The 26,683-nt window shown below is 72.9% G+C and carries 22 protein-coding genes; 18 read left to right on the forward strand and 4 right to left on the reverse strand.

The features are described 5' to 3' along the window. Positions 1-72 precede the first annotated feature (72 nt). Positions 73-5,307, forward strand: a complete 5,235-nt coding sequence (locus tag IO39_RS27920; RefSeq protein ID WP_052423454.1) for a DNRLRE domain-containing protein — start codon at positions 73-75, stop codon at positions 5,305-5,307. Between the two features lie 107 nt (positions 5,308-5,414). Here IO39_RS27920 and IO39_RS27925 read toward each other — a convergent pair whose 3' ends face one another. Continuing rightward, positions 5,415-7,490 (reverse strand): DNA/RNA non-specific endonuclease, encoded by a 2,076-nt coding sequence (locus IO39_RS27925; RefSeq protein WP_043628967.1) that lies wholly within the window; start codon positions 7,488-7,490, stop codon positions 5,415-5,417. A gap of 301 nt (positions 7,491-7,791) precedes the next feature. Here IO39_RS27925 and IO39_RS27930 point away from each other — a divergent pair, with 301 nt between their 5' ends. Both IO39_RS27930 and IO39_RS27935 read left to right on the forward strand, forming a co-directional pair. Beyond that, on the forward strand, positions 7,792-8,730 hold the full coding sequence (locus tag IO39_RS27930) for a hypothetical protein (RefSeq protein ID WP_157548968.1): 939 nt from the start codon (positions 7,792-7,794) through the stop codon (positions 8,728-8,730). A 277-nt stretch (positions 8,731-9,007) separates the two neighbouring features. Beyond that, entirely contained in the window at positions 9,008-9,856 is an 849-nt protein-coding gene (locus IO39_RS27935) for a hypothetical protein (RefSeq protein ID WP_052423455.1), read from the forward strand. 91 nt (positions 9,857-9,947) lie between these two features. Here the strand turns inward: IO39_RS27935 and IO39_RS27940 are convergent, their stop codons facing one another. Then, complete coding sequence (locus tag IO39_RS27940) at positions 9,948-10,502, reverse strand: hypothetical protein (protein ID WP_043628971.1); 555 nt, start codon at positions 10,500-10,502, stop codon at positions 9,948-9,950. A gap of 264 nt (positions 10,503-10,766) precedes the next feature. On the opposite strand from IO39_RS27940, the gene IO39_RS27945 reads away from it, so the two are divergent. Both IO39_RS27945 and IO39_RS56890 read left to right on the forward strand, forming a co-directional pair. Then, on the forward strand, positions 10,767-11,273 hold the full coding sequence (locus IO39_RS27945; protein ID WP_043628973.1) for a hypothetical protein: 507 nt from the start codon (positions 10,767-10,769) through the stop codon (positions 11,271-11,273). Between the two features lie 392 nt (positions 11,274-11,665). After that, complete coding sequence (locus IO39_RS56890; RefSeq protein WP_211267197.1) at positions 11,666-11,923, forward strand: hypothetical protein; 258 nt, start codon at positions 11,666-11,668, stop codon at positions 11,921-11,923. Positions 11,924-12,022: 99 nt separating this feature from the next. On the opposite strand, the gene IO39_RS27955 is transcribed toward IO39_RS56890, so the two are convergent. Then, a complete protein-coding gene (locus IO39_RS27955) occupies positions 12,023-13,777 on the reverse strand; it encodes a sulfatase-like hydrolase/transferase (RefSeq protein ID WP_157548971.1) in 1,755 nt (584 codons plus the stop codon). Positions 13,778-13,947: 170 nt separating this feature from the next. Here IO39_RS27955 and IO39_RS27960 point away from each other — a divergent pair, with 170 nt between their 5' ends. From IO39_RS27960 to IO39_RS59080, 4 genes are all read left to right on the forward strand, one after another. Then, the gene (locus tag IO39_RS27960) at positions 13,948-14,511 is read left to right on the forward strand and encodes a DJ-1/PfpI family protein (protein WP_043628976.1); all 564 of its coding nucleotides are present in this window, start codon (positions 13,948-13,950) and stop codon (positions 14,509-14,511) included. Positions 14,512-14,930: 419 nt separating this feature from the next. Further along, positions 14,931-15,542, forward strand: a complete 612-nt coding sequence (locus IO39_RS27965) for a dihydrofolate reductase family protein (protein WP_043628977.1) — start codon at positions 14,931-14,933, stop codon at positions 15,540-15,542. Positions 15,543-15,692: 150 nt separating this feature from the next. Further along, on the forward strand, positions 15,693-16,427 hold the full coding sequence (locus IO39_RS27970) for a phosphotransferase enzyme family protein (RefSeq protein ID WP_043628978.1): 735 nt from the start codon (positions 15,693-15,695) through the stop codon (positions 16,425-16,427). Positions 16,428-17,219: 792 nt separating this feature from the next. Then, on the forward strand, positions 17,220-17,351 hold the full coding sequence (locus tag IO39_RS59080; RefSeq protein ID WP_281200156.1) for a hypothetical protein: 132 nt from the start codon (positions 17,220-17,222) through the stop codon (positions 17,349-17,351). Positions 17,352-17,457: 106 nt separating this feature from the next. On the opposite strand, the gene IO39_RS27980 is transcribed toward IO39_RS59080, so the two are convergent. Continuing rightward, positions 17,458-18,231: an IclR family transcriptional regulator gene (locus tag IO39_RS27980; RefSeq protein ID WP_043628982.1), complete on the reverse strand. Its 774-nt coding sequence runs from the start codon at positions 18,229-18,231 to the stop codon at positions 17,458-17,460. Positions 18,232-18,357: 126 nt separating this feature from the next. Between IO39_RS27980 and IO39_RS27985 the strand changes: the two genes are divergently transcribed. The 9 genes from IO39_RS27985 (at position 18,358) to IO39_RS28025 (ending at position 26,544) form a co-directional block, all read left to right on the forward strand. After that, positions 18,358-19,332: an ABC transporter substrate-binding protein gene (locus tag IO39_RS27985; RefSeq protein WP_043628984.1), complete on the forward strand. Its 975-nt coding sequence runs from the start codon at positions 18,358-18,360 to the stop codon at positions 19,330-19,332. Further along, on the forward strand, positions 19,325-20,311 hold the full coding sequence (locus tag IO39_RS27990; RefSeq protein ID WP_043628986.1) for an ABC transporter substrate-binding protein: 987 nt from the start codon (positions 19,325-19,327) through the stop codon (positions 20,309-20,311). The genes IO39_RS27985 and IO39_RS27990 overlap by 8 nt, the downstream gene beginning before the upstream one ends. Further along, on the forward strand, positions 20,308-21,147 hold the full coding sequence (locus IO39_RS27995) for an ABC transporter permease (RefSeq protein WP_043628989.1): 840 nt from the start codon (positions 20,308-20,310) through the stop codon (positions 21,145-21,147). Before IO39_RS27990 ends, IO39_RS27995 begins: the two co-directional genes overlap by 4 nt. An 8-nt stretch (positions 21,148-21,155) precedes the next feature. Continuing rightward, complete coding sequence (locus IO39_RS28000; protein ID WP_439331487.1) at positions 21,156-21,854, forward strand: ABC transporter ATP-binding protein; 699 nt, start codon at positions 21,156-21,158, stop codon at positions 21,852-21,854. Between the two features lie 118 nt (positions 21,855-21,972). Beyond that, the gene (locus tag IO39_RS28005) at positions 21,973-22,287 is read left to right on the forward strand and encodes an NAD(P)H-dependent oxidoreductase (RefSeq protein WP_052423457.1); all 315 of its coding nucleotides are present in this window, start codon (positions 21,973-21,975) and stop codon (positions 22,285-22,287) included. Then, a complete protein-coding gene (locus IO39_RS51035) occupies positions 22,284-23,072 on the forward strand; it encodes an LLM class flavin-dependent oxidoreductase (protein ID WP_084773616.1) in 789 nt (262 codons plus the stop codon). The genes IO39_RS28005 and IO39_RS51035 overlap by 4 nt, the downstream gene beginning before the upstream one ends. Beyond that, complete coding sequence (locus IO39_RS28015; RefSeq protein WP_043628993.1) at positions 23,062-24,162, forward strand: LLM class flavin-dependent oxidoreductase; 1,101 nt, start codon at positions 23,062-23,064, stop codon at positions 24,160-24,162. Before IO39_RS51035 ends, IO39_RS28015 begins: the two co-directional genes overlap by 11 nt. After that, positions 24,159-25,067 carry an ABC transporter substrate-binding protein gene (locus IO39_RS28020; protein ID WP_043628994.1) on the forward strand — a complete coding sequence of 303 codons (909 nt, stop codon included), beginning with the start codon at positions 24,159-24,161 and terminating at the stop codon, positions 25,065-25,067. Before IO39_RS28015 ends, IO39_RS28020 begins: the two co-directional genes overlap by 4 nt. 196 nt (positions 25,068-25,263) lie before the next feature. Further along, a complete protein-coding gene (locus IO39_RS28025) occupies positions 25,264-26,544 on the forward strand; it encodes a PP2C family protein-serine/threonine phosphatase (RefSeq protein ID WP_245642305.1) in 1,281 nt (426 codons plus the stop codon). The last annotated feature ends 139 nt before the right edge of the window (positions 26,545-26,683 follow it).

The following is a 26,683-nucleotide window of genomic DNA, read 5'->3' on the forward strand; positions in this document are numbered from 1 at the left end:
CCGTCTCGAACTGACGCCCCCGCCGGGCCTCGGCGGGGGCGTCGCCCTACGCGCACATCTCCGGAGCTCTCCATGCCTGCTCGCACGCCACGGGCCCTCGCCGGTGGCCTCGCCCTCCTGCTTCTCCCCCTGGCCGCGCCCCCGGCCGCCGCGCAGCCGCCGCCTCCGGCCGCCACCGCCCAGGCCCCCGCGAATCCGGGCGGCCCCGCGACCGGCCAGGACACCCCTGCCCAGGCCGCGGCCGACCCGGGCGACCCGTCCCGCGCCGCCGCCGAGCCGAGCGCGCCGGACGAGGCCTCGGCCCGGCTGTCCGCCCGCCTGACGGGCCGGCGGGTCGAGGTGGCGGACGCCCGTACCGAGACCACCACCACCTACGCCAACCCGGACGGCACGCTGACCGTCGACACGTTCGCCGGCCCGGTCAGGTTCCGCAGCGACGGCGCCTGGACGCCGGTGGACATCGCGCTCACCAGGGCCCCGTCCGGCGAGATCGTGCCCCGGGGCCACGGCAGGGCGCTCAGACTCGGCGGCGGCCGGAGCGGCCCCGCCGCCCGGCAGGCCGGCGCGCCCGCGCTGACCGACCTGATCACGATCGGCGAGGGCGCCGCCAAGGTCACCATGCAGTGGAAGGGCGCGTTGCCGGCGCCGCGGCTGTCGGGCGAGAGGGCCACGTACCCGGACGTGATGCCGGGGGCCGACCTGGTCGTCACCGCCACCCGGACGGGCGCCGAGCAGTTCCTGCTGCTGAAGTCGCGCCCGGCGGCGCCGCTGACGTACACGCTGCGGCTGAAGGCGGCGGGCCTGGAACCGCGCCGCGCCGAGGACGGCGGCGTGGTGCTGGCCGACGCCAGGGGCAGGGCCGCCGTCACCATCCCCGCCCCGGTCATGTGGGACGCCGCCAGGCACCCGGTCTCCGGCGAGCACCTGCGCCGCGCTCCGGTGGACATGAAGATCTCCGGCCGTGACCTCGTCCTGACCCCCGACCCGGCCTTCCTGAACGACCCCGCCACGACGTACCCCGTCACCGTGGACCCCTCGCTCAACCTGGGCCAGGTCTTCGACACGTTCGTGCAGGAGGGCTACGGCACCGACCAGTCGGGCGCCACCGAGCTGAAGATCGGCAACAACGGCAGCGGCCAGGTCGCCCGCTCGTTCATCACCTGGAAGACCCCCGGCATCGCGGGCAAGAAGATCGTCTCGGCCACGCTGAAACTGTGGAACCACCACTCGTGGTCCTGCAACGCCCGCTCGTGGGAGGTCTGGTCGGCCAACAAGGCCTCGACGGCGTCGCGCTGGCCCGGCCCCGCGCTGGTCAAGGAGTACGCCTCCAGCAGCCAGACCAAGGGGTACGGCAGCGGCTGCGCCGACGGCTGGGTCACCGCGAACGTCACCTCGCTGGCGCAGTACTGGGCCGACCAGGGTTACCAGGAGTCCGGCATGGGCCTGCGGGCCACCAGCGAGACGGACGAGTACGCCTGGAAGCGGTTCCATTCGGGCAACGCGCCGTCGTACGTGCCGGTCATCTCCGTGACGTACAACTCCTTCCCGAGCACCCCGGTCTCCACGTGGCTGTCGCCCTACAGCGACTACGGCGGCGTGCGCTGGACGAACACGCTCACCCCGCAACTGCGCAACCACGTGCGCGACCCCGACGGGGGCAACGTGCGCGGCAAGTTCGACCTGTACCAGGGCTCGACGCTGCTGGTCGACGACCTCTACGGCGCGTACGTGGCCAGCAACGGCTTCTCCGGCGCGAACGTGCCGGCGGGGAAGCTGGCCAGCGGCAAGACGTACACGATCCGGTCGTGGGCCCATGACGGCTCGCTGACGTCGAAGGCGTACCAGACGGCGACCTTCTACGTCGACACCGTCAAACCTCCCGCCCCCAAGGTGACCTCCACCGACTACCCCGGCGACGGAAGCTGGAACGGCGACGCCGGCAAGGCGGGCACCTTCACCCTCACCCCCGCCTCCACCGACACCGGCTGGATCGCCTACAGGCTCGACGGCGGCGCCACCACGAAGGTGCCCACCGTCGGCCCGGCCGTCACGGCCAAGGTGACCCCGCCGACGACCGGCGCCCACACGCTCAGCGTGTACACCGTCGACAAGGCCGGCAACGCCTCCCCCACCACCTCCTACACCTTCAACGTCGGCTCCGGCGCGGCCGTGGCCTCGCTCACCGCGCCCGCCGACGGCCTGCGCAGCACCGGCAGGGTGCCGCTCGCCGTGACGGGCACGGCCTTCACCCGGGTCACCTTCCAGTACCGGCGCTCCGGCGGCGACGCCTGGGCGGACCTGCCCGCCGCGAACGTCACCGGCGCGGACGGCAGACCCCTGACCGCCTGGCCCGTCGCCGCCCCCGGCAGGCTGTCCGGGCTGACCTGGGACGCGGGCACGCAGCTCGGCGACGCCGCGGTGCAGGTGCGCGCGGTCGTCTCGGGCACCAGCACCAGCACGAGCACGGCGGAGTCCGATCCGGTCGAGGTCGTGGTGGACCGCCGCGCCACCCGGGCCGCCACGAAGGAGATCGGGCCGGGCGTGCTCAACCTCCAGACCGGCGACTACCGCCTCCGGAGCACGGCGGGCGGCCCCTCCGGCCTGACGCTCACCCGTACGGCCTCCTCCCGCGAGCCCGGCTGGTCGCTCGCGCTGCCCACGCTCAAGGAGACCTCGGCCACCTCGGTCGAGGTGACCCGGGCCGACGGCACGCCGGTGCAGTTCACCAGGACCGCCGACGGCTGGAAGCCGGAGCCCGGCGCCGAGGAGCTGACCCTCACCGGCGCGTACACGCTCACCGACGCCCGCGGCGAGACCACCACGTTCACCCGGCAGGGCGACCTGTACGTCCCCGAAGGCCACCGCTACGACCAGGGCCGGCTGAAGTCGATCACCCGGTCGGGCCGCACCCTGGAGCTCGGCCACGACGCCGCGGGCCGCCTGGCCACCGTCTCGCTGCAGGGCACGGTGATCGCCCAGTACGGCTACGACGGCGCGGGACGGCTCGCCGAGTCATGGGACCCGCGGATCAGCCCGCCGCTGAAGACCCTCTACGGGTACGACGCCGCGGGCCGCGTCGCCTCGGTGACCCCGCCCGGCGAGCTGCCGTGGACCTTCGCCTACGAGGCCGACGGGCGGCTGCGCACGGTCACCCGCGCCACGCTGAAGCCCGGCACCGCCGACCAGGTCGCCGGCGAGGCGAGCACCGCCGTCGCCTACGGGGTGCCGCTCACCACGGCGGGCGGAGGCCCGGCCGACGTGACGGCCAAGGAGGTGGCGGCCTGGGGGCAGGCCGTGGCGCCCGTGACCGCGACGTCGGTGCGGCCGCCGGGGCTCGCCGCCACGGTGACGTACCTGGACGGGTCGGGCCGGGCGGTCAACGTCCTGACGCCCGGCGGGCACCTGTCCGCCACCGACTACGACCGGTTCGGGCACCCCGTGCGGGTGCTCACCGCCGCGAACAGGGAGCTGTCACAGCGCGACATCACCGACTACCGGCTCGCCGAGCTCGCCATCACGGGCTACGAGCCCGAGGAGCGCGCCGAGCTGCTGTCCACGCGTTCGCTCTACGACGCCACGGGGCGGCGCAAGCTGGCGGAGCTGAGCCCGGTGCACATCGTGAACCTGGAATCCGACGTGGACGACCTGCCCGCCGGGTACGCCATCGGCGCCAGGACCCGTGCCGTCTACACCTACGACGAGGGCCGGCCGGCCGGTGCGGCGGCCCGCGACCTGCCGACCACCGTCAAGGTCGGCGCGGTGATCGTCGGGCGCGAGTCCAAGCCGGACGCGGACGTCAGGACCACCTCCCTCACCTACGACTGGGCCACCGGGCAGCAGGTCGCGACGGTCCGCGACCCCGGCGGCAAGGCGGTCACCGTCCCGGCCCCCGTCCCCGCGCTCTACACCGCGACCGGCGCGGCGCCGTGCGGCGGGCGGCCCGAATGGGCGGGGCTGGTGTGCCGGGACGGCGGGCGCACCTACACCTACGACGCCTCCGGCCTGCCCGCCACGGTGACCGAGGGCGGCACGGTCACCACGCTCAAGCGCGACGCCGCCGGCCGCGTCACCGCCACCACGACGGGCGGGGAGGCCGAGATCGGCATCGGGTACGACCCCGCGACCGGCCGGCCGGCCCAGCGGTGGCGCGGCACGGAGCGGATCGTCACCGCCTACGACCGGCTGGGCCGGGTGATCTCCCACACCGACGCCGACGGCGGCCTGACCCGCACCGAGTACGACGACCTCGACCGCCCCGTCAAGGTCACGGACTCCTCGCCGTCCACCCGGGTCTACGCCTACGACGCCGGGATCGAGCCGCGCGGCCTGGCCACCTCGGTGACCGACTCGGTCGCGGGCACCTTCACCGCCCGCTACGACGCCGAGGGCCGCCAGGTCGAGGGCGACCTGCCGGGCGGCCTGCACCTGCAGACCGGCTACGACGAGCGCGGCCAGAGCTACGCCCGGATCTACACCCGGGACGGCCTGGAGGGCCCGGTGATGATCGACCAGGTCGGCCGGAACGCGCACGGCCAGGAGGTGCTGAGCATGCGGACCGACCTCATGGCCGAGCGGCAGCTCGGCTACGACAGGGCCGGCCGGCTCACCTCGGCGCTGGACATGGCGTTCCCGGTGTGCACTTTGCGCCGCTACGACCACGACGGGGCGGGCAACCGTACCCGGCTGGCGGTGCAGTCGTCGGACGAGGACTGCCCGGTGGCCGACGACGCGGCCTCGGAGATCACCACGTACGGCTACGCCTCCGACGGCAGGCTGACCGGCGACGGCTACGCCTACGATCCGGCGGGCCGGACCACCGCGCTGCCCGGCGGGCGCACCGTCGGCTACTTCGCCGACGGGCTGCCGTCCCGCATGACCTCCGGCGAGCGGAGCCTGACCTGGACCCGCGACCCGGCGGGCCGGATCCGCTCGGAGACGACCGAGGCGGGCGCGGTCACCGTCCACCACTACGGCTCCGACGGCGACAAGCCCTCCTGGACCGCCGCGAGCGGCACCATCGTCCGCAACGTCGCCGGGATCGGCGGAGACCTGGCCGCGCTCACCGGCGCGACCGGATCGGTGCGCCTGCAGTTGCTCACCGTCGGGGGCAGCGTCGGGACGGAGCTGGAGCTCGACACCGGCCTGGCCACCGTGGCCGGGTACGACGAGCACGGCGTGCCGTCCCAGCCGCTCCGTTACGGCTGGCTCGGCGGGGCGTTCCACCCGACCACGCTGAACGGCACGGTCCTGGTGTCGGGCCGCCTGTACGACCCGTCGCTCGGCCGCTACCTGCAGCGGCCGTACTGAGCGAGTGACCGGGGAGGAGGGTGAGGTCGTCTCACCCTCCTCCCCCGGCAGCCGCCCGTCACCGACCCGCCGGACCTTGATGGGTCGTGCCCCCGGGCGAGCCCGCTTCAGAGGATGAGCTGGGCGAGGTCGGTGATCTCCCGGGCCGCAGGTGCGGCTTCCAGGCGGGCCAGGGGGTCGGCGTCGGCGAGGCCGTCGAACGACAGCCGCGTGAGCTCCTCGATGCGCCGGATCGGAACCTGGTACGTCTTGTAGGCGCCGTAGGAGAACTCTCCGGGCACGGCCTCCAGGCCGGCGATGAGGTGGTCCTGGCTGAGCAGGTAACCGGTGGCCGACAGCTCGTCGTCCCGCCTGACCATCGCCACCACCTTCCAGTACTGGCGGGGCAGCCGGACGCCCCGGTAGGGGTCGTCGTCGTCCGCCAGCACCGGGCCGGTGAAGACGGTGACCTTCAGATCGCGGTTGTCGGCGTTGTCCAGGATGTAGTCCTCCAGCCCGGCCCAGGTCGTCCGGTTCTGGTTGAAGTCCTTGTGCTGCGGGGTGCAGTTGGTGAAGTGGAAGGTGTCGTCGTTGCCGGCCTTGGCCACCGCGTGGCTGGCCCCCCACGCGGGGTCCAGGCGGCGGACCAGGTGACCGCGGTCCAGGGGGTTGTCGCGGTAGACCTCCTCCCCGGCCTGCTCGCCGTCGGGGAGGCGGGGGTCGTAGATCCAGCGGTCGGGGTCGCGGCTGATGCGCAGGCTGGTCTCGCCGTCGATGTTGACCGCGGTGAAGAAGGCCAGCCGCCGCTGCCGGTTCATCACCACGCTGAAGTGGTGGTAGTTCAGCACGTACGCCGGGCCGTCGCCGGCGTGCCGGTTGATCGCCGCCAGCGGGACGAGGTCGGGGTGCAGGGCGGGCAGCGGCACCCGATGCCCGCCCGGCAGGAAGTCCGGGTCGTAGCCGCGGCGGGCGGCATAGTCCGGGTCGATCCGGATCGCCTCCGGCGCCGCCGCGGCGGAGCCGGCGGCGCCCGGCCCGCGGAGCTGGATGTCGAAGGGAGTCGTCAGGGTGAGCGTCAGCGGCACCTGCCCGGCCGCCGGCCGCGCCGTCACCGGCTCCGCCCGCTCCACCGGCTGGGTCTGCCGGGCGAGCGGGCGATCGGCAGGAGCAGGCGGGGCGGACGGGGTGAGCGCGTGCCCGGCGGGAGCGGGCGGGGCGGGCTGGAGGCCGGCGCGTTCGGCGAACAACCGGTCGAGCAGGGCCTGCTGGGCCGGCGGGAACGGCCGGCCGCGCAGGAAGGCCAGCAGGCTGCTGATCCGCACCCCTTCGTTGATGAATCCGCCGTACTCGTCGTGCTCGGGGGCGCGGACGCCGGCGTGGTGCAAGGCCACGATCTCCCACTGGTCGTTGAAGACGGGGGAGCCGGAGGAGCCGGGCTCGGTGTCGGTCTGGTAGTGCAGGAACGATTCCAGGATGTCGACGATCCGGTTCTCCCGGAGCGCGACCTGTTTCTTCTCCCCGCCCGGATGCTGAATGATCGTGACGAAGTCGCCGATGATGACCTTGCCCTCCGACGCCACCAGCGGGTTGAACCCGAACCGGGCCAGCTCGCCCGCGGCGGCTCTCACCGCCACCAGGGCGAAGTCCAGCTCCCGGTCGGCGACGAAGAACCGGCCCGGATCCAGCGAGAACGCGTGCAGCGGCAGCGGCCGCCCGTCGATGCCGTCCTGGTAGTCGAACTCGACGCTGCTGCGGCCGGCCGTGCCGGCGTCGGCGAGCACGTGGTGGTTGGTGAGCAGCAGCTCCGGGGAGACCAGCGATCCGGTGCCGTAGCCGGCCAGCCGCCCTCGATCGTCACGGACGACCACCCGCCCGACCGCTCGCGCCGCCACCGCCCCGCCCTCCAGGTAGCCGACGGGGAGCAGATCGTCGGTCTGGATGATCCGCTCCAGCACCGCCACCGCCGCCGTCACGGCCGCCGGGTCCGACGCGGCCATCGCCGCGGGCTCTATCGGGTGGATGTCCCGGTAGCGGTGGCTGAGCCGATCGATCCGGGTGGCCACGCGCACCGGCTCGTCGGCCCGGGCGATCCCGCCGGGCTCGGCGAGCACGGCGATCGTCCGCCGGCGCTGCTCGCTTCTGGCGGCCACCCGCTCCGCCACCTCTTCCCGCAGCCCGGCGGGCACTTCTGTGACCGTGACCATGACCTGTCCCCATTCCCCCGATAACCGCCAGTCCATCGCTTTCCTGGCATGGGGCCGTATTCCCCCAGCAGGACGGACGTAAGTCTCCCCAGACCCTCTGACCTGCATATTTGTCGGAAACTTCGCCAGTTCGAGACGGCTGCGGGACAGCGCCGTGGCGGCCGCGCGAGCTGTCAGCCCTCCCCTGGCGGTGCCGGGCGCCGGGGCGCCCGGCGAAGCCGCCGGTGGAAGATCCCCGCGACGCGGTGCGTAACGCGTGCGACACGGACGGCGATGAGCCGTTGCGAGGAAAGGGGGGACGATGAGGATCCCACGATGGGCGACCGTGATCATGGTCATGGCCCTCGGCGGCTGCTCCGCCGGCGGCTCCGGCACGGGCGCCCAACCGTCGTTCTCCGCCCGTTCGCTGCCGCAGGTCTCTCCGACGACGGACGGGGGGCCGTCAGGGCGACGGTCCGATGCCGCCACGCCGCCCGAGCCTGACCGCACCCCGCCGGCGACCGGCAACCCGGCCCGTGGGCGCGAGCCGTCCGCGACGGAGAACCCTGCCCGTGGGGGCGAGCCATCCGACGGGAAGACCTCATCCAGGAAGCCGGCCACGCGAGATCCGGCCACGCGAGGACCTGCCACGCACGAGCCGGCCACCAGGACGCCCCGCTCGCCGGAGCCGGTCACCCCCACCCCGGCGCCGTGGCGCACCCCGACCGTAGGCAACGATCACGCCTCGGTACGCCTCGACCACCGCTACCCGACCAACACCTGCCTCATCTACTCCGCGCCGCGACCGGGCACGACGGTCCGGATCGAGAGCCTGTCCGCCGCCTCCGGCCCGTACAGCCCGGCCGAGGATCCGACGGACGGCGGCGCCATCCCCACCGGCACCGAACGGGCCACCATGGGCGTCACCGGCAAGCCGTGCGTCCCCGGGGCCGAGGCCGGGAACGAGGTGCCCGGCGACGTGGGGTGCGAGGCGGGCGCGGAGCTCACCGATCGCAGCGGGTGCGGGCTTTACCCGGACTACCGGACGCCCACGCCGCTCGGCACGTACGAGGTGAAACTCACCTGGCGGCTGTCCACCCTGTGCCGGGACACCTCGTTCGCCCCCTGCCAAGGGGTGCGGCCGGAGCCTGAACGGGAGCGGCCGGTCCGGGTGACCTGGTCGGTGTCGACGAACTACTGCGTCCTGGTGCAGGGCGACCGGCCGGGCCTCTACCAGGTGGTCGGCTGCGCCGTTGAGTGAGCCGGACCCGCCCTCCCGCCCCGCCGGCGCCGAGCCTCCGGCGGGACGGGATGGCGCGCGACCGCAGGCCCCGGGGCCCGGGCCCGCCGCGCGCCGCTCCTCCCTGCGCGCGCGGATGCGCGGGGCCGTGGCCCGGCGTGCGCGGCGCAGTCCGGCGGGGCGCGGCGCGCGTGATCCCGCGGGACGTGCGAGGGGCCCCGCGGGACGTGCGAGGAGTGCAGCGGGACCCGCGCCGGGGGCTGCCGCCGATGCCGGGACGGAGCCGCCGCAGTCCTCCTTGCATCACCAGCTCGACCTGATCGGCAAGGTGGGACCGCCCGCGACCCTGCTCACCGCCCTGTTCGTGTGGGCGGGCTATGTGGCGACGCTGCAACGCTTCCGGTATTTCGGGGTCTATCTGGAACTGGCCGACCTGCCCACCCAGGACCTGATCCTCTACGGGGTGGAGACGGCCTACCCGATCGTGCTGGCGCTGCTGCTGGCCGCGCTCGGCGGGCTCGTGCTGCACACGGCGCTGTCGCGGGTGACGGCGTGGCGTCCCCGCTGGTCACGGCCGGCGTCGGCGGGCGCGGTGGCCGCCGCCGGCGTCGCGATGCTGGCCCGTGGCCTGACCGGCGTGCTGCGGCCGGCGCTGGCCGAGCGCGAGACGCCCGGTGTCACACCGCTCTGCCTCGCGCTGGGGGTGCCCGCACTCGTCTACGCGTACTGGCTGCTGGGCCGGCCGCTGGGCGACAGGTTCGGGCAGGCGCGGCTGATCGCCGCCGGGATCGGCATCGTGGGCCTGTTCTGGGCCGTCAGCAGCTTCGCCGGAGAGAGCGGCGTCGCACGCGGCCTGGAGGACGCCCGCCGCCTGCACACGCTGCCCGAAGTCGTCATCTACTCCAAGCGCCCCATCCCGGACCTGCCGGCGGTCACCGCCCACGACGACTTCGGCGCGGACGCGGGGCACCGGCACCGCTACCGTGGTCTCCGCCTGCTGCTGGAGTCCGGAGGGCGGCTGTTCCTGGTGCCGCTCACGTGGCGGCCCGGCGATGACCGGGCGGCCATCTCGACGTTCGTGATCCCGTACGACAAGGACATCCGGCTCCAGTTGCTGCCCGCCGCGCGCCCCGGCGGGCAGCCGTAGCCGTGGCCGCGCCGGGACGAAGCCGACGGCTGACCGGCCGCGCGCGGGCTGGGCTCATCGGCCGGGTGACGAGCGCGCGGCTCTCGCCCGGTCAGGGCTGGAGGTCGGTGAAGGTGAGGATGGTCGGGCCCGTGCTGCCGCCGTAACCCGGCGCGAGGCAGTCGAGGAGCGGCGTGATGGGGTTGTCGAGGGTGACGCCCTCGGAGGTCACGGTGTCGCCGGCGAACTTGCCCGCGGTGACGGTGCCGACGACGACGAAGGCCGCCTGGCCCGCGAACAGGTTGAGCGTGACGGTGTAGCTGATCGTCGACGACTCGCCGGTGTTCCAGGTCACCGTCTCGGTCGCGGGCATGGAGCCGGACAGGCAGCCCAGGCTCCCCTGCCCGAAGATCGTCGAGGTGCCCGAGGTGATGTCCGGGTCGCTCGACACGCAGGTCGGGTAGGTTCCCGTGCCCGTCATGGTCACGGCCTGCTCGGCCAGGCGCAGCTTCGGCGAGAAGGCGAGGGTGTTGGTCCCGTCGATCGAGCAGATGACGTCCTGGCCGATGGCGTGCGCCGGTCCGGCGTACGCCATGCCCAGCGGGCCGAGCAGCGCGAGGACGGCGCCGCAGACCGCAGCCCTGGCGGAGGTGACTCTGGTGAGCATACGGCGTCCCTTTCTCCACGAGGCGGAGCAGGCGCTGGGGGTTCGGTTCTCCAGCCTCACCAAGGACGGTAATGATTACTCTACGTACCGACAAGGTACGAATCTGCAACCTCCGGGCCATAGCCAGAAACCGGTGAGGAAGCTGTCATGTCTTCATAACTCCAGTGGTTCCGTCCGATGCCACATCGCCCGACCCCGTCCGCCTCCGTTCACCCCGGTAGGGAGCGCCCGGTGACCTCTCCTTCATCCCGGCAGAGCCGACGCATGCGCGTCCTGATCGCCGTCGCGGCCGTGGCCGCCCTCAGCCCGATCGTTCCGGCCGCGGTTCCCGCCCATGCGGCCGCACCCGTGCAGTGCCAGGGAACCGAGACCGTCACCTACAGCCCGGGGATCACCTTCACGCCACAGAACATCGAGATCACGGTGAGCGGGCAGTTCAGCTCCTGCGTCGACGGCTCGGGCCAGGTGACGAGCGGGACGTACGGGGAGCAGTTCACGATCTTCGCCGGCTGCAACGCCCTCTTCGACGACTTCGAGGGCCGGCGGGCCGTCGAGTGGAACACCGGCGACAGCAGCGTCATCGACGGCGCCGGGAGCAGCACCGCCGTGGCCGGCCAGGTCGTCACCACTTTCACCGGCACCGTCGTTGAAGGCCGCTTCCAGGGCAGGCCCGCGTTGCAGACCGTCACGCTCGTTCAACCGGATCTGCTGCGGTGCCTCACCACCGGCATCACCAGGACGAGCGGGCTGACGACGCTCACCATCACCTGAGCCGCCACGGGCTCGACCGGCGGTTCCGTCCTGACGCGAGCCGCCGGCGCCGGCCGGGGTCACCTCGTACGGGTCCGGCTCGACGTTCGCCAAGCAGAGATACGGCGAAGATCCAGGACCGGTAGGCTCACGCCATCGAAGAGTGAACGGCCGGCTCTGGGGACGGGGTGTTGAAGGCGGACAGCCCACAGATTGCCTTCCGGCTGGAGCGGGGCTCAACGGGGTTCCGTCACTTCGGCGACCCGCCGCTGCCGGAGACCGATCCTCGGACGTGTCGTGCCGCCTGGTACGCCGCAGCCCGGGCCGCCCGCGGACAGGTCGGGACTTTTGCGGAACAGCGGTACCCGCAGAACTTTCACAGCGCTACGATCAACGATCGAGATGGAGTGCACGTGGCGCTGTTTCACGCCCAGTATCCACTGATCGCCTTCGTGGACGACCGGCGTCACTGCTACACCGACGGGTTCCGGGACCCACCCGCCTGGGCGGCCTCCCTCCACGCCTTCGGCTTCACCGTCTTGAGCGCGTCGCTGCTCATGTCACCGCCGGCAGAGGCGGACACTGCTGCTCTGTCCCCCGCGGAGTGGAGGCAGATCGAGTACTGGCAGCCGCGGACCCTTGGCGCGACGCTCTTCAATTCGTGGGACTGACGCCTGGCCGTCCTGGGCCGGCTCAGCCTTCGGTGGCACACCATCGGCATCCCGGGACGCCAGGTCAACGCCACCACCGGTCCGGCCCGCCGGCCGGCGTCACGCCGTGCGCATCGAGGTGGTGATCTTCTTTCGGGTACGGAACCGTACGTGCCTTCCGCCCGTGGTGAAGCGGGCCGTGGCGGTGAGCGTGCCGGTGGGGGTGGCCTGTGCCGGCGGGGTGAGGGTGAAGCGGAGCGTGGCCGAGGCGCCCGGTCGCAGGGGGGCGTGGCGGCCCTGGCCGGTGATGTGCCAGCCGGCGGGCGGGTGCAGCCGGATCCGCAGGTCGGTCCAGGTCGTGGCGGAGCCGTTGTGCAGGGTGACCGTGACCGTGCAGGGCCGGTCGGCCGTCGCGCTGGTGCTGGTCAGGCGCATGCCGTAGGGCAGGCGCGGGTCGGGCGCGATGGAGGCGTCGATCGCCGCGTTCAGCTCGGCGGCGAGGTGCGGCCGGGCGCGGGCGAGGTTGTGGCGTTCGCCGGGGTCGCCGCTCAGGTCGTACAGCTCGAAGCGGCCGCCCGGCCCGGCTCCGGCGACGCCCGGCGCGAACCGGATCGCCTTCCAGTCGCCCCGCCGGATGGCCTGCACTCTGTCGGGGCGGTTCCACAGCAGGTGGGAGTGGCCGGTGAAGCCGGACCCGTCCAGCAGGCCGCGCAGGGAGGTGCCGTCGAGGTGGGCGGGCGCGGGTATCCCGGCCAGGTCGGCCAGGGTCGGGAGCACGTCCCAGAAGGCGACGGGCTCGTCGATGACGCGGCCGGGGTCGGGCAGGGCCGGCGACCAGGCGATCATCGGCACGCGGATGCCGCCCTCGTACAGGTCGCCCTTGTCGGCGCGGTAGGGGCCGTTGGAGTCGAACAGGCGGGGGGTGACGCCCTTCTCCCGGTGGGGGCCGTTGTCGCCGGTGAACAGCAGCAGGGTGGAGTCGGCGACGCCGGCCTCGCGTAGCGTCCGGACGATCCGGCCGACGTGCGCGTCCAGGCGGGTGACCTGGGCGGCGTGCCGCCGGTTGGCCCGGGTCCACGGCTCGTCCTCGTACCGCCCGGCGTCCCCGGGCACGTCGCTGGGCGAGTGCGGCAGCGTGGTGGGGAGGTACAGCAGGAACGGCTCGCCCGCGGCCGCGGCCGCGGTGATGAACGCGCGGGCGCGGCTGAGGAACAGGTCGGGGGCGTAGGCGGCGCCGTTGAGGGGGACGGTGGCGCGGTTGTGCCACAGGTAGCGCGGCCAGTACTGGTGGGCGTGCTTGTGGCCGATGAAGCCGAAGAACTCGCCGAAGCCGCGGGCGTTCGGATGGGAGGGCTGGCCGGCGATCTCGGGCCCGAAGCCCCATTTGCCGATGCACGCGGTGCGGTATCCGGCCAGCTTGAGCAGGCCGGCGAACGTGACGTCCGCCGAGGTCAGGGACGGGTCCGGGCCGCCCAGGGGGTTCTCGCGCACGGTGGCGTGACCGGCGTGCAGGCCGGTGAGCAGGCAGGCCCGCGACGGCCCGCACACCGGAGCACCCGCATAGGCGCTGGTGAAGCGGAGCCCCTGGGCGGCGAGCCGGTCCAGGTTCGGCGTGTCGATCAGTTTCTGGCCGTAACAGCCGAGCTGCCCGTAGCCGAGGTCGTCGGCCAGGATGATGACGATGTTGGGCCGCCTGGGCAGCGTTGACCGCGCGGGCGCTGCGGGCGCTGCGGGCGCTGTGGGCAATGTGGACGGCGTGGCCGCCCGGGCCCGGCCTGCCGCGCCGAGGAGCGTCGTGGTCGCCAGGGCTCCCGTGGAGGTCAGGAAGGCGCGGCGGGTCGGGGTGTCGAGGTTCATGGTCTCCGCTTTGATCATCAGGTCCGCGGGAGCGTAGCGGCTGATCGTGAACCGGCGGCGGCGCCACGGTGAACGCTCTCCCGGTGACGACCGGAACGAGGGGGCGGCGCCCCGGTCGGCGGCACGCGGGGCCTGCCATTTCCGCCGCACGCGGATTAAGATCCTGCGTGGGAGAACAGGAGTGAGCCATGGCCCGAGTGCTTGTTCTGACCGGTGATGCGGCGGAAGAACTGGACTCCATGTACCCCGTCTTCCGGCTCCGTGAAGGGGGTCACGAGGCGATCGTGGCCGCCCCCACCACCCGCGCGGTGAAGCTGGTGGTCCACGACTTCGAGCCCGGCTGGGACGCCTACACCGAGAAACCCGGCCACCAGCTGCCGGTGGATCTCGCATTCGCCGACGTGCGGCCCGAGGACTACCGGGCGCTGGTGATCCCGGGCGGCCGCGCGCCGGAGTACATCCGCACCGATCCCGACGTCGCCCGCATCGTGCGCCACTTCTTCGCGCACGGCCTGCCGGTGGGCACGATCTGCCACGGCCCGCAGGTGCCGGCCGCGCTCGGCCTGCTGCGCGGCCGCACCACGGCGGCGTTCCCGCCGCTGAGGGCCGACATGGAGATGGCCGGCGCGACCTTCGTGGACGCCCCCGACGTGGTGGACGGCGCGATGGTCTCCTGCCGCGGCTGGCCGGACCTGCCCGAATGGTCGCGTGCCTTCATGCGCGTGCTGGAAGGCGCGAACGTGCCGGTGTAGGCGGACGAGGAGGCCGGCTCGGGGAACATGCGACATCGCCGCCGGCCCCTCCAGCGAAGCGGAACTGTCGGTCCAGGCGGTTACCGTGAGCGGGTGCCCGCACGCTCCAACGACGTTCAGGCCGCCGTCTCCTTCGTCAAGGCGCGCCTGAATTCTGACGTTGTCATCATCGAATCCGCCGGCCTGCCCGATCGCACGACAGGGGAGACGCGCGAGGTCGAGGTCCTCCCCGCCGCCCATGTAGCCGGCGGGCGAGTTCGCGCACGATGGCGACGAACGGCAGACCAGTGACGGCGCACGCCCCGGCACACCCTCGGCATCGAGATCGGCTTCGGCCAGAGCCTCGGCAAGCTCGCCGCAGGCTCGCCCGACACCACGCCTCGACGCGACACCCCCTGAATGATGAGAAGGAACCCCTCATGCCTGAGAACACCCAGCAGCAGCGCAAGGTCATCGCCGAGGCCGTCGTCTCGATGGACGGCTACACCAGCACCGGCCCCGAGGACGACATGAGCTGGGCCATGGCGCACATCACCAGCGAGCAGAGCGAGCTCATGTACGAAGGGATCTGGCGCGGGGTGAGCACGGCGGTCGTCGGCCGCGTCAACTGGGAGGGCTTCACCTCCGTCTGGCCCGGCCTGACCAGCGATCCCAGCAGCTCGGCCCGCACCCGTGACCTGGGCAACTGGCTCGCCACCGTCGAGAAGGTGGTCATCTCCACCACCCTGCAGCAAGCGGACCTGGACAAGACGGAGTGGACCAACGCCCGAGTCTCCCGCGACCTCGAGGCCGAGGTGCGCTCCCTCAAGGCCGCGCCGGGCCGTGACATTCTCGTCATCAACAGCGCCAGCATCATCAAGGCGCTGCTCAAGGCCGACCTGATCGACGAGCTCCACATGACCGTGGTCCCGGCGACCCTCGGGGGCGGAGTGCGCCTGCTGCCCGACGGCCTCGCATCGACCTGGCGGCTTTCCCACGCCGCCGTCATCCCCGAGACGGGCGCCGTCGCCCTGTGCTACCGCCGCCCCTGAGCCGGCGTCTCGCCCCACCGGCAGTCGCGCGTCGGCCCACCCTCGGCAAGCCGGCGCCCGAGGGCGGCGCCGAGTCGCGCGGTGCCCGGTCATGACCTTCGAGCGGTTTGGGCTCGAACAGGGTGGGATAAGCCCCGTAAGATTCGATCAATGGGGTGGGAAGCACTTGCGCAGTGGGGTGAAGACGCCGCTCGCATCGAACGGCTCGTCGGTGGGGTCGCCAACGACGTGTGGAGCGTGCGCGTCAAAGGACGCCGTGCGGTCGGTCGTCTCGGCACCAGGAGCGACGCTGATCTCGCGTGGGAGACCGGACTCCTCGTCCATCTCGACCGTGCGGGTCTGACCGTGCCGGTGCCGATCCCGACGCGGGACGGCCGGCTCTTCGCCGACGGTCTGGTGGTGATGACCTATCTGGATGGCGGACCGCCCGAGACGCGGGCCGACTGGCGGCGCGTGGCCGGCACGCTCCGCGAGCTGCACCGGCTGACGCGGGGCTGGCCGCAGCGCCCGGGCTGGCGCTCGTCGACCGACCTCCTGCACGCCGAGAGCGGGACGAGGATCGACCTGGGCGCGATGCCCCCGGAGGGCGTTGCCCGATGCCGGGCAGCATGGGCGCGGCTGTCCGGACGCCAGACCTGCGTCGTCCACGGCAACCCCGGCAATCCCGGCAACATCCTCATCACCGCGGATCGGGTCGCGCTGATCGACTGGGACGAGTCGCACGTCGACGTCCCCGACCTCGACCTCGTGCTGCCCGGCAACGCCGCCGGCCTCGACGACGCCGCGCTCGACATCGCCTCTCAGGCATCGGCGGCCTGGGAAGCCGCCGTCTGCTGGGGCGACGACTACGCGGTCAGGCGGCTCGCCGAAGTCCGAGCGGTCTGAGCACGCATGGGCACGTGAGCAGGTGGTCGTCTCGGTGATCGAGCGATCGCCAGGTCGTCCTGGTGGCCGCCCCACCGCATGTCCGGGGCGGACGGCCTCGGGAACGAGCCGTCCAGGAATGGTCTACGGGAGCTCAAAGCCGAGAGCGGGCACAAGGAGGGCGCCGATAGCCTGCGCACGCGTAGTGATCAAGCGCATCGGGGGGCAGGACATGCGCAAGAAGACGGAGCAGGGTCGTGGACGGGTGTCCGCGAGGGCTCTGATGCTGATAGGTGGAGCCGCCGCCGTCATAGCCACCGCCGTCATAGCCACCACAGTGGCCATAGGCGGGGGATCGACACCGTCCCCCGGCCGGCAGGACTCCTCGCCTCAGGGCACGGACGCTCAGCGAGATGTCGCCCGCGATCGCGCTCCGGCAGCTGCTCAGCTGTGGCGCAAACCGAACACCCCGGCCGCCTCTCCCGCTCCGGCGCCGGCCGCTCTTCCCCGCGGGAAGGACGCGCGTCGAAGCAAGGAGGCCGGCCCCACGAAGCACGTGGGCGCGGTCAGCGATCGCGTGCGCGCCGACGAGCCGGCCGGCCGCCGCGAACCCGTACGGCCACGACGCCCGGCCGCCACCGCGACCGATCGCCGATCGTCCCGCCCCGCCTCTCAAGCAGAACAGGGACAGGACGGCCCCGTCTCCTCCTGGCCGGCGCCCCTCGGGCCCGGCCAAGGTTCATCGCTGCTCGGCATGAAGTGCGATGAGCTGTTCCCCCCGCACAAGCCGGAGTTCCAGATGCGCAACGCCGCATGCCATCGCCTCTTGGGCTGACACACCGCGCCAACGACCTGCGCCTCCTCCACCTCGGGCCGCGCGCCCTCTCCGACGGGCTCGCCGGCTACGGCGCCGCCGCCATCCGCGCCCCCCTCACCGCCGCATGAACCGCCGGCTCAGGCCCGGGACCGGCGAAGGGGCCGAAGCGGGGATCGTTTCCCGCGAGTGGGGCATCCAGCGGTTGGCGGGGAGGAACATGAGCGTCCGGCATCCTCAGCCGGAGGTGCGCAGGCGGCGTTCGGCGGGTGGGATCAGCAGGACCTCCAGCGCGCGGGCGCAGGTCCGCGCGTGCGTGACGAACCAGCCGATGCGCGCGTCGCTGATGGCCAGCGGGGTGGCGCGTACGGCCAGCGCGTAACGCACGTGGTTCTGCCGGTCGAGCACCGGCACCGCGACGGTGCGGATGCCATCGCCCGACTCCCCGTCATTGAGCGCGTACCCGGACTCGCGCACGCGGGCCAGCTCGGCGCGCAGTTCGGCGTGGTCGACGATGGTGCGGCCGGTCAGCGCGGGCAGCGGGCCGAGCGCCTCCAGGTCGGCGTTTCCCTCCGGGGCCCAGGCCAGCAGGACCTTGCCCAGCGCCGTGGAGTGCAGGGGACGGCGCAGGCCGGCGCCGCTGTCGGGGTTGAGCGAGCCGCCGCTCAGGATGACCGCGTGCCGGTCGTTGCGGACGGCCAGGTCGACGGTGGCGGAGGTGATCCGGGCCAGCTCGGCCAGCTCGGGGGCGATGCGGTGCAGGCCGCGCCGGTGGAAGGAGAGCTGGCCCAGCTCCGTGATCGAGGGCCCCAGCCGGTAACGGCCGGTGCGGGCCTCCTGCTCCAGGAAGCCCGTGCCGGCCAGTGTCCTGGCCAGGCGGTGCGCGGTCGAGGTGGACAACCCCATCCTGCGCGACAGGTCGGACAGGCTGAGCGAGGCGTCACCGCCGCCGAAGCAGCCGAGCATGCCGATCGCCCTGCGTACGGACTGGACGCCGCCGTCTGCTGCCATACGGGAAACTCCGTCTTCCGAGTAGGGAGAGCCGTGACCAGGTGAGAGCCGTTCCGGCCGGACATGCTTCCCGCATCGCGGGATATTCTTTGCATTTCCTACCAAATTACCAGCAAACTCTGCGTCATGACCACAGCCGCACTCGACGCCATCTGGTTCACCCGCTGTCCCGTGCCCACCGCGACGGGTATCGCCGCCGACCAGGGCTGGCTGGCAGACGAGTTCGCCGACGACGGGATCGAGGTCCGCTCGCTGCAGGACGAGGATCCCGGCGTGCCCCGCGAGACCCACTACACCCACGCCCTGACCGGCCTGTTCCGCGAGGGCGGCAACGTGCCGGCGCTGTGGGCGCGCTCGCGCGGCGAGGCGACGAGGCTCATCGGGCTCACCTGGATCGAGGAGCGGCAGGCCGTGCTGGTTCGCGGCGGCACCGCTCTGGAGGGCCCCGGGCAGCTCAAGGGACTGCGGCTGGCGGTGCCCCGGCATCGCATCGCCATCGACTTCTGGCGGGCGATGGCCCTGCACGGCTTCCACGGCGCGCTGTCCCTGGCCGGGCTCGGGCTCGGCGACGCCGAACTGGTGGACGTCGAGGCCGGGCCCGGCGGCGGCCAGTGGGAGGCGGAGCTGGCCGCGCTGGCCGCCGGCCGGGTGGACGCGGTCTACGTCAAAGGCGCGCTCGCCGTCGAGGCCGCCGTGCGCCACGGCGCGGAGGTCGGCCTCGACCTGGACGCCGTACCGGACCGGCGGGCGCGGATCAACAACGGCACCCCGCGCCCGATCACCGTGCACCAGCGCCTGCTGGACGAGCATCCGGAGGTGGTCACCCGCTTCCTGGCCGTCCTGCTGCGCGCCGCGGACTGGGCCGCCGGGCACCCGGCCGAGGTGGCCAGGATCCTCGGGGCCGAAACCGGCGCCGGCGCGGCGGGCGTGGCGGCGGCCTACGTCCCCGGCGCCTCGCTCCACCTCGACCTGTCCGCCGAACGCCTCGACCTGCTGGCCGAGCAGGAGCACTTCCTGCGCGGCCACGGCTTTCTCGAATCGCCCGTGGACGTCACGGCCTGGGCCGATCACACCCCCTTGCAAGGAGTCAACCATGCGTAAGCTACTGCCGGCCCTCCCCCTCGTTCTCCTGGCGGCGGCCTGCGGCGGCACCGCCACGACGGCCGGGCAGGAGCAGGTCGTCGTACGCATCTCCGACCCCGGCAACAGCGGCTTCCTGGCCGCCGCGAAGAAGGACGGCAGCCTGGACGCCGCCCTGGCCAAGGTCGGCGCCAAGGTCAAGTGGGCCGGCGACTTCTCCGTGTTCGCCCCGGCGGCCCAGGCCATCAACGCGGGCTCGCTCGACATCGCCACCGGCTCGATCACCGCAGGCGTCACCGCGCTGGCCGTCAAACCCAGCTTCAAGATCTTCGCCACCGTCCCGCCCGACCGGGCCGGGGAGGGCATCGTGGTGAAGAACGGCTCGCCGATCAGGTCCGTGGCCGACCTGGCTGGGCGCAGCGTGGCCGTCGGGCACGGCGGCACCAGCGAGTATCTGCTGCTCAAGGCGTTGCAGACGTTCAACGTGCCGGTGGAGAAGGTCAAGCGGGTCTACCTGCAGCCGTCACAGACCGCGCCGGTCTTCGGCTCGGGAGAGGTGGACGCCTGGTCGACGTTCTCCACCTTCCTCATTCCCGCCGTCACCGATCTGGACGCCCGGATCCTGGCCGACGGCGAGGCGATCAAGTCCGACAACTACGTGATCTACGTGGCCGCCGACAAGCTGCTGCAGGAGCATCCCGACGTGGTCAAAGCCCTGTTCGCGTTCATCAAGGAGGGCAGCGCCAAGGAGATCGCCGACCCGGCCGCGTACCTGAACGTCTTCACCCGGACGGGCCCACAGGCCGTGCAGGGCGAGCAGAAGGACCTGGTGGTGGACATCCAGAAGAAGGGCAAGCCCGCCCAAGCGGTCACTGCACCCGAGATCGCGAAATATCAGGATGTGGCGAAGTTCTTCCTCGACCAGAAGGTGCTCACCGCGCCCCTGGACGTCTCCCAGCACGTCGTGGACGTGACCACGCTCGGGGAGGCGACGTCATGAGCGTGGCCACCGCCACGGAGGCCGGCGTCGAAGGGCTCGTCGCCCCCGCACCGCCCCGCCGGGCCGGCCGCCACCCCGCCGTCACGCTCGCGCTGCGTGCCATCGGCCCCGTCCTGTTGCTCACGGCCTGGTACGCGGCCACCGCCTCCGGCGCCCTCACCAAGGACGTGCTCGCCGGCCCGCAGGACGTCGTCAGGACCTTCGCCGAGCTGTGGGCCGACGGCCAGCTCCCGGAGGCGCTGCGGGTGTCGGTCACCAGGGCCGGGCTCGGCCTGGTGCTCGGGGCCTCCACCGGGCTGCTGCTCGGCGTGCTCTCCGGCTTCACCCGGCTCGGGGAGGAGCTCGTGGACTCCTCGATGCAGGCCCTGCGCGCCATCCCGTTCCTGGCGCTGACCTCGCTGTTCATCGTGTGGTTCGGGATCGAGGAGGCGTCCAAGATCCTGCTGATCGGGGTGGCCTGCACGTTCCCCATGTACATCAACGTCTCCAGCGGGGTGCGCAACGTGGACCGCAAGGTCGTCGAGGCCGCCCGCTCGTTCGGCCTCGGCCGGCTCGCCATCGCCCGCGAGGTCGTGCTGCCGGGCGCGCTGCCGTCCATCTTCGCCGGGCTGCGGCTGTCCACCACGCTCAGCGTGATCGCGCTCATCGCCGCCGAGGAGATCAACGTGACGGCCGGGCTCGGCTACCTCATGGCCCGGGCCACCGACTACCTGCGCACCGACATCCTCGCGCTCTGCGTGCTGCTGTACGCGGTGATCGGTCTGGCCGCCGACCTGGCCCTGCGGCTGGCCGAGCGGGTCACGATGCCCTGGCGCAGGGCGGTGACGATCCGATGAGGCTCGCTGTGCGGGCGAGAGGCCTGCGCAAGGTCTTCGGCGCGCGGGCCGTGCTCGACGGGGTGGACCTGGACGTGCGGCGTGGCGAGTTCCTGGCGCTGCTCGGGGCGAGCGGCACCGGCAAGACGACGCTCCTGCGCATCCTGGCCGGGCTGGACGCGGCCGACGGCGGGAGCGTGCTGGTGCCGCCGGTGCGCACGGTCGTCTTTCAGGAGCCGCGGCTCGTCCCGTCCAAGCGCGCCCTCGCCAACGTCATCATCGGGCAGGGCCGTGCCGCCCGCGCCAAGGGCCTGGCGGCCCTGGCCGAGGTGGGGCTGAGCAGCCACGCCGGCGCCTGGCCCGCGACGCTGTCCGGCGGCGAGGCCCAGCGCGTCGCGCTGGCCAGGGCCCTGGTACGCGAGCCGGAGCTGCTGCTGCTCGACGAGCCGTTCGCCGCGCTGGACGCCCTGACCCGGCTGCACATGCAGGACCTGATCGCCGAGTTGTGCGCCCGGCACCGGCCGGCCGTGGTGCTGGTCACGCACGACGTGGAGGAGGCGATCCTGCTCGCCGATCGGATCGCGGTGCTGCGCGGGGGCACGTTCGTCACCGACGTGCGGGTCGGGCTCGACCGGCTGCGTGACCGTACCGACCCCGACTTCGTCGAACTGCGGCGCCGGCTCCTCGCCGACCTGGGCGTGGACACCCACGCGGCAGCGGCGCCATGACCGCCACGGGCTGGACCCGCGACACCGCCGCCGCCCGAGTTCCTCCACGAGACGGGCCGGTCACCGCGGCCTTCCCCGACGCCGCCCGTTTCCGCTGAACCCCTAGGAAAGATCTGACATGTCCGTCCTGCTCATCTCCGGCAGCCCATCGGCCGCCTCCCGCACCGTACGCCTGCTCGACCACCTGGCCGACCGGATGGGCCGGCCCGCCACGGTCCTGCGCCTGCGCGACCTGCCCGCCGAGGCCCTGCTGCGCGGCGACACCGCCCATCCCGGCCTGGCCCGCGCCGCGGAGCTGGTGGCCGCCGCCGGCGCGATCGCCGTCGCCACCCCGATCTGCAAAGCGGACACCCAGATCGAACCGCTGGCGCGGGAGCTGCTCCCGCGCATCGACGCCCTGCTGGAAGAGGTCCCGCTGGAGGCGGCGGCATGACGACGCGCAGCACCGCACGCTTTCACGTGGTCCTGCCCACCAGGAGCCCCGCCCCCGCCGCGTTGCCGCCTTTCGTCACCGACGTGCGGCCGGCGCTCGCCGACTCCGCCGGGCGGGCCGCCGTGGCGGCGGACCTGTCCGGGTGGGCGGGAGCGCTCGTGCCCTTCGACCCGGACGGGCAGGAGTCGCTCACCGTCGCCGCCGGAGTCCTGCGCCGCACCCGCCATCTGCGGGTCGCCGCCGAGTTCCACCCGGCCGTGGCCACGCCGGTCTACGCGGCCAAGCTGTCGGCGTCCCTGCAGCGGTTCGCCGCCGGACGGCTCGGCTGGCGGCTCGCCGTGGACCTGGACCCCGCCGTGGCCAGGGCGCAGGGCGACTTCCTGACCGGCGCCGCCCGGCTCGCCCGCGCCGACGAGTTCCTGACCGTGGCCAAGGGCGTCTGGCGCGGCGGTCCGTTCGACTTCAGAGGTGACTTCTACGAGGTGGTGAAGGGCGGCTTCGGCGCACCGCTGTCGTCCTCGCCCTTCCCCGAGGTGCACCTGTCGGGAACCTCGCCCGAGGCCCTGGAGCTGTCGCGCCGCCACGCGGACGTGCACGTCTTCTCCGCCGGCGACGACCTGGCCGCGCTCATCCCCGAGCTGCCCGGCCTGCGCCACGGCGTGCACCTGCCCTCGATCGACGCCGCCGGCGAGTACGCCGCGCTCGGGGTCACCGAGTTCTTCCTCCGGACCGACGACGTCTACCGCCTCGGCGAGCACCTGAAGGAGCGGGCTGTTGACCGTTGACATCTACTGGCGTATCCACATGGAGGGCGACCAGCCCTCGCTGCGCCGCCGCGTCCGCAGCCGCGGCGGTTTCGCCCCCGGCGGCACCGCCCCCGGCGCCAGGGACGGTCAGGACGACGGCTACAGCCACGCCGACTACATGGCCGAGGTCGCCGGGGCCGCCGAGGAGTCGGGCTTCGTCGGCGGGCTGCTGCCGAACTTCCCGCACACCGACGACCCGTGGGCCGCCGCCGCGACGCTGGCCCGCGAGACCACCTCGTACCGGTTCATGGTCGCCTTTCAGCCGGGATTCCTGCACCCCGTGCAGGCAGCGAGAATGACGGCCACGCTGCAGCGGGCCACCGGCGGCCGGATCGTCTACAACGTCATCTCCGGCGGCGGCGGCCCCGCGCAACTGTGGTGGGGCGACAAGGTGGAGCACGACGACCGCTACGCGCGGACCTCGGAGTTCCTGGACGTGCTCAAGGGCGTCTGGCACGGCAGCCACACCCATCACGGCCGGTTCTACCGGGTGGAGAACGCGGGACTGCCGGAGGAGCTGGCCGGGCAGCCGTTCCCGGAGATCTTCCTCTCCGGCTCCTCCCCCGCCGCCATCGACGCCGCCGGCCGCCATGCCGACCACTACCTGTCGTGGCTGGAGCCGTTCGAGGCGCTGGCGGAGAAGTTCGACGCGGTGCGCGCGCACAGCGCCACGCCGCCCCGCTTCGCCGTGCGGGTGGACCTGCTGGCCCGGGAGAGCGAGGAGGAGGCGTGGGCGGAGATCGAGGCGGGCTGGCGGGCCAGGCCGCGCGGGAGCGGCGCCCAGGAGGGCGACTCCGTCGGCGTGCGGCGCAGCCGCGCCTTTCTCGCCGATGCCGGTGACGATCCCCGCGCCCTTGAGGTCGCCCCGAACGTGTGGGGCGGGTTCAGCCAGTTGCGCGACGGCCCGGCCTTCGGCCTCGTCGGCGACTACCACCAGGTCGCCGAACGCCTCGACCAGCTCCTCGACCTCGGCGTGGACGCCTTCATCCTGGCCGGGATCCCGCACCTCGAAGAGGCCCGCCGCGTGGGCCGCCACGTTTTGCCGCTCCTGAAAGGACGTACCTCATGACCACCAAGGTCGGTTTCTTCCCGCAGAACAACACGCTCTGGGTGGCCCGCCACCGCGACCTGCTGCCCGGCGTCGAGTGGGTGGACCTGAACGCCCTCGGCCGGGGCGAGCGCGTCGACCCCACCAAGGCGCTCCCGTCCGCGCACGGCGATCACCTGTTCGACGGCGGGTACGACTTCATCGGCACCGGCTCCACTCCCCCGGTCACCGCTCAGGCCAAGGGCCACGACATCGTGTACGTGGCGATCTCGCAGCCGCGGGTCGAGAACGGCCGCCTGGTGGTGCGGGACGATTCGCCGATCGGATCGGCAGCGGAGCTGAAGGGCAAGAAGGTGGCGCTCGGCCACGGCTCCTGGCAGACCACGCTGCTGCTGCTGGCGCTGGAACGCGAGGGGCTCGGCTGGGGCGACATCGTGCCCGTGGACGCCTACGGCAACGCCGCCGAGCTGCTGGTGAACGGCGAGGTGGACGCCTGGGTAGGCTCCTACCCGTACCTGACGCCGGTCGAGTCGCGCACCCGTACGCTCGTGGAGACCGACGGCCTGTTCAGCCACCGCTCGCTCTGGTTCACCCGCCGCGACTTCGCCGTGGAGCAGCCGGAAGAACTGGCCAGGATCGTCACGGCCCTGCAGCGGGCGGATCTCTGGACGGAGCGGCACCCGCGCGAGGCCGCCGCCCTGTTCGACGGCGACGATGACGGCGGCAATGACGGCGGCAATGTGGACGCGTGGGAGCACGCGCTGCGCACCCGCCCGTGGGGGCTGCACCCCGTCAGCGAGGAGTTCGTCGCCGAGCAGCAGCACGCCGCCGACCTGTTCCACGCCAACGGGCTCGTTCAGCGCCGGATCACGGTCGCGGACGCCGTGCTTCCCGAGATCGGCGAGCTGGTGGCGCGAACCCGGTGACCGCCGGATGGCGGTGCCGGCGTCGGCGGATCGCGGGGGGCAGCGCGGCGCACACGACGCGAGCGGTGCGCAATCCCGCTCAAGCATGGCAAGCTGGGGTTTAGCTCCCTGGTCGCGTGGATCCGGGGATTCCACCAGTGTCTCCCACCTGATACTGCCTGGGGCGAGGACAAGGCGGGAGAAGGCTGATGTGCCAATGCCGAAGCACGACACCGTGGTGCGCGCGGGCGGGGAACCGTCCGGTCTGGAAAGGATGCTGATCGGGCTGCTGGAGGCCACTCACCTGGCCACCTTCGAGCAGGTTCCGGCGTTGGTGGACGAGCACGCCTCCCTGGCCGGGCTCGACGGCGTGCTGATCTACCTGGCCGACCTTCAGCAGACGGTCCTGCGCCGGCTGACCGGCCACGGCCTGGACGCCGGCCAGGACGGCAGCGACGACGATCACGAACTGCGCATCGACGGCACGCTGGCCGGCCGGGCGTTCCAGGAGTGCCGCATCCTGGGCAACAAGAACGGCCAGGGCAACGGCGACGACGCCGGGCCCGCCGAGCACTGGTGGGTGCCCGTGCTGGACGGCACCGAACGCATCGGGGTCCTGCGGGTCGGCGCGGCGGGCGACGAGCGGGACATCGGCGACGCCGCGCGCCACCTGGCCTCGATGGTGGCGCTGATGGTGGTCAGCACGCGTGCCTACAGCGACTCCTATCCCCGCCTGGTACGCACCCGGCCGATGAACGTGGCCGCGGAGATGCAGTGGAACCTGATGCCGCCGCTGACCTGCGCCACACCGGAGCTGGTGATCGGCGCGGTGCTGGAACCGGCCTACGAGATCGGCGGTGACGCCTTCGACTACTCCATCGCCGACGGCGTCGCGCACCTGGCCGTCTTCGACGCCATGGGCCACGACGTCTCGGCGGGGCTGACGGCCAACCTGGCGATGGCCGCCTGCCGCAACCACCGCCGGCAGGGCGCCGATCTGGTCACCAACAGCATGATGATCGAACGGGTGCTGATCGAGGAGTTCGGCCGGGCCACCCGCTTCGTCACCGCCGTCCTGGCCGACCTGGACCTGACCACCGGCGTGCTGAGCTGGGTCAATCGCGGCCATCACCCGCCCGTGGTGATCCGCGGCGGGCGCTGGAGCACCACCCTGGAATGCCCGCCCGCCCATCCGCTGGGCCTGGACCTGGGGCTGGAGCCGGTCCTGTGCCGCGAGCAGCTGGAGCCGGGCGACCGGGTCCTGCTCTACACCGACGGCATCACCGAGGCGCGGAACGCCGGCGGGCGCGAGTTCGGGCTGCACCGCTTCGTCGACTTCGTCATCCGCCACAACGCCGACGGCCTGCCGGTGCCGGAGACGCTGCGCCGGCTCGTCCGCAGCGTGCTGGCCTACCACGACGACCGGCTCCAGGACGACGCCACCGTCCTGCTGGCCGAATGGCGACCGGACGAGAAGCGCCGGCTGGGACCTCTGTGACGTGCGCTGCCGAGGCAGCGGGGTCGGACATCGTCAGCGTTCCGTGAACCATGGCGGAGGCGGAGGCGGAGGCGGAGACGAGGACGGACGCCGGCGGGCACGACGGCAGCGCACGATCCGGGCGCTGCCGTCCGCTGTC

The sequence above is a fragment of the Nonomuraea candida genome, from assembly GCF_000725485.1.
GTDB classification, from domain to species: Bacteria; Actinomycetota; Actinomycetes; order Streptosporangiales; family Streptosporangiaceae; genus Nonomuraea; species Nonomuraea candida.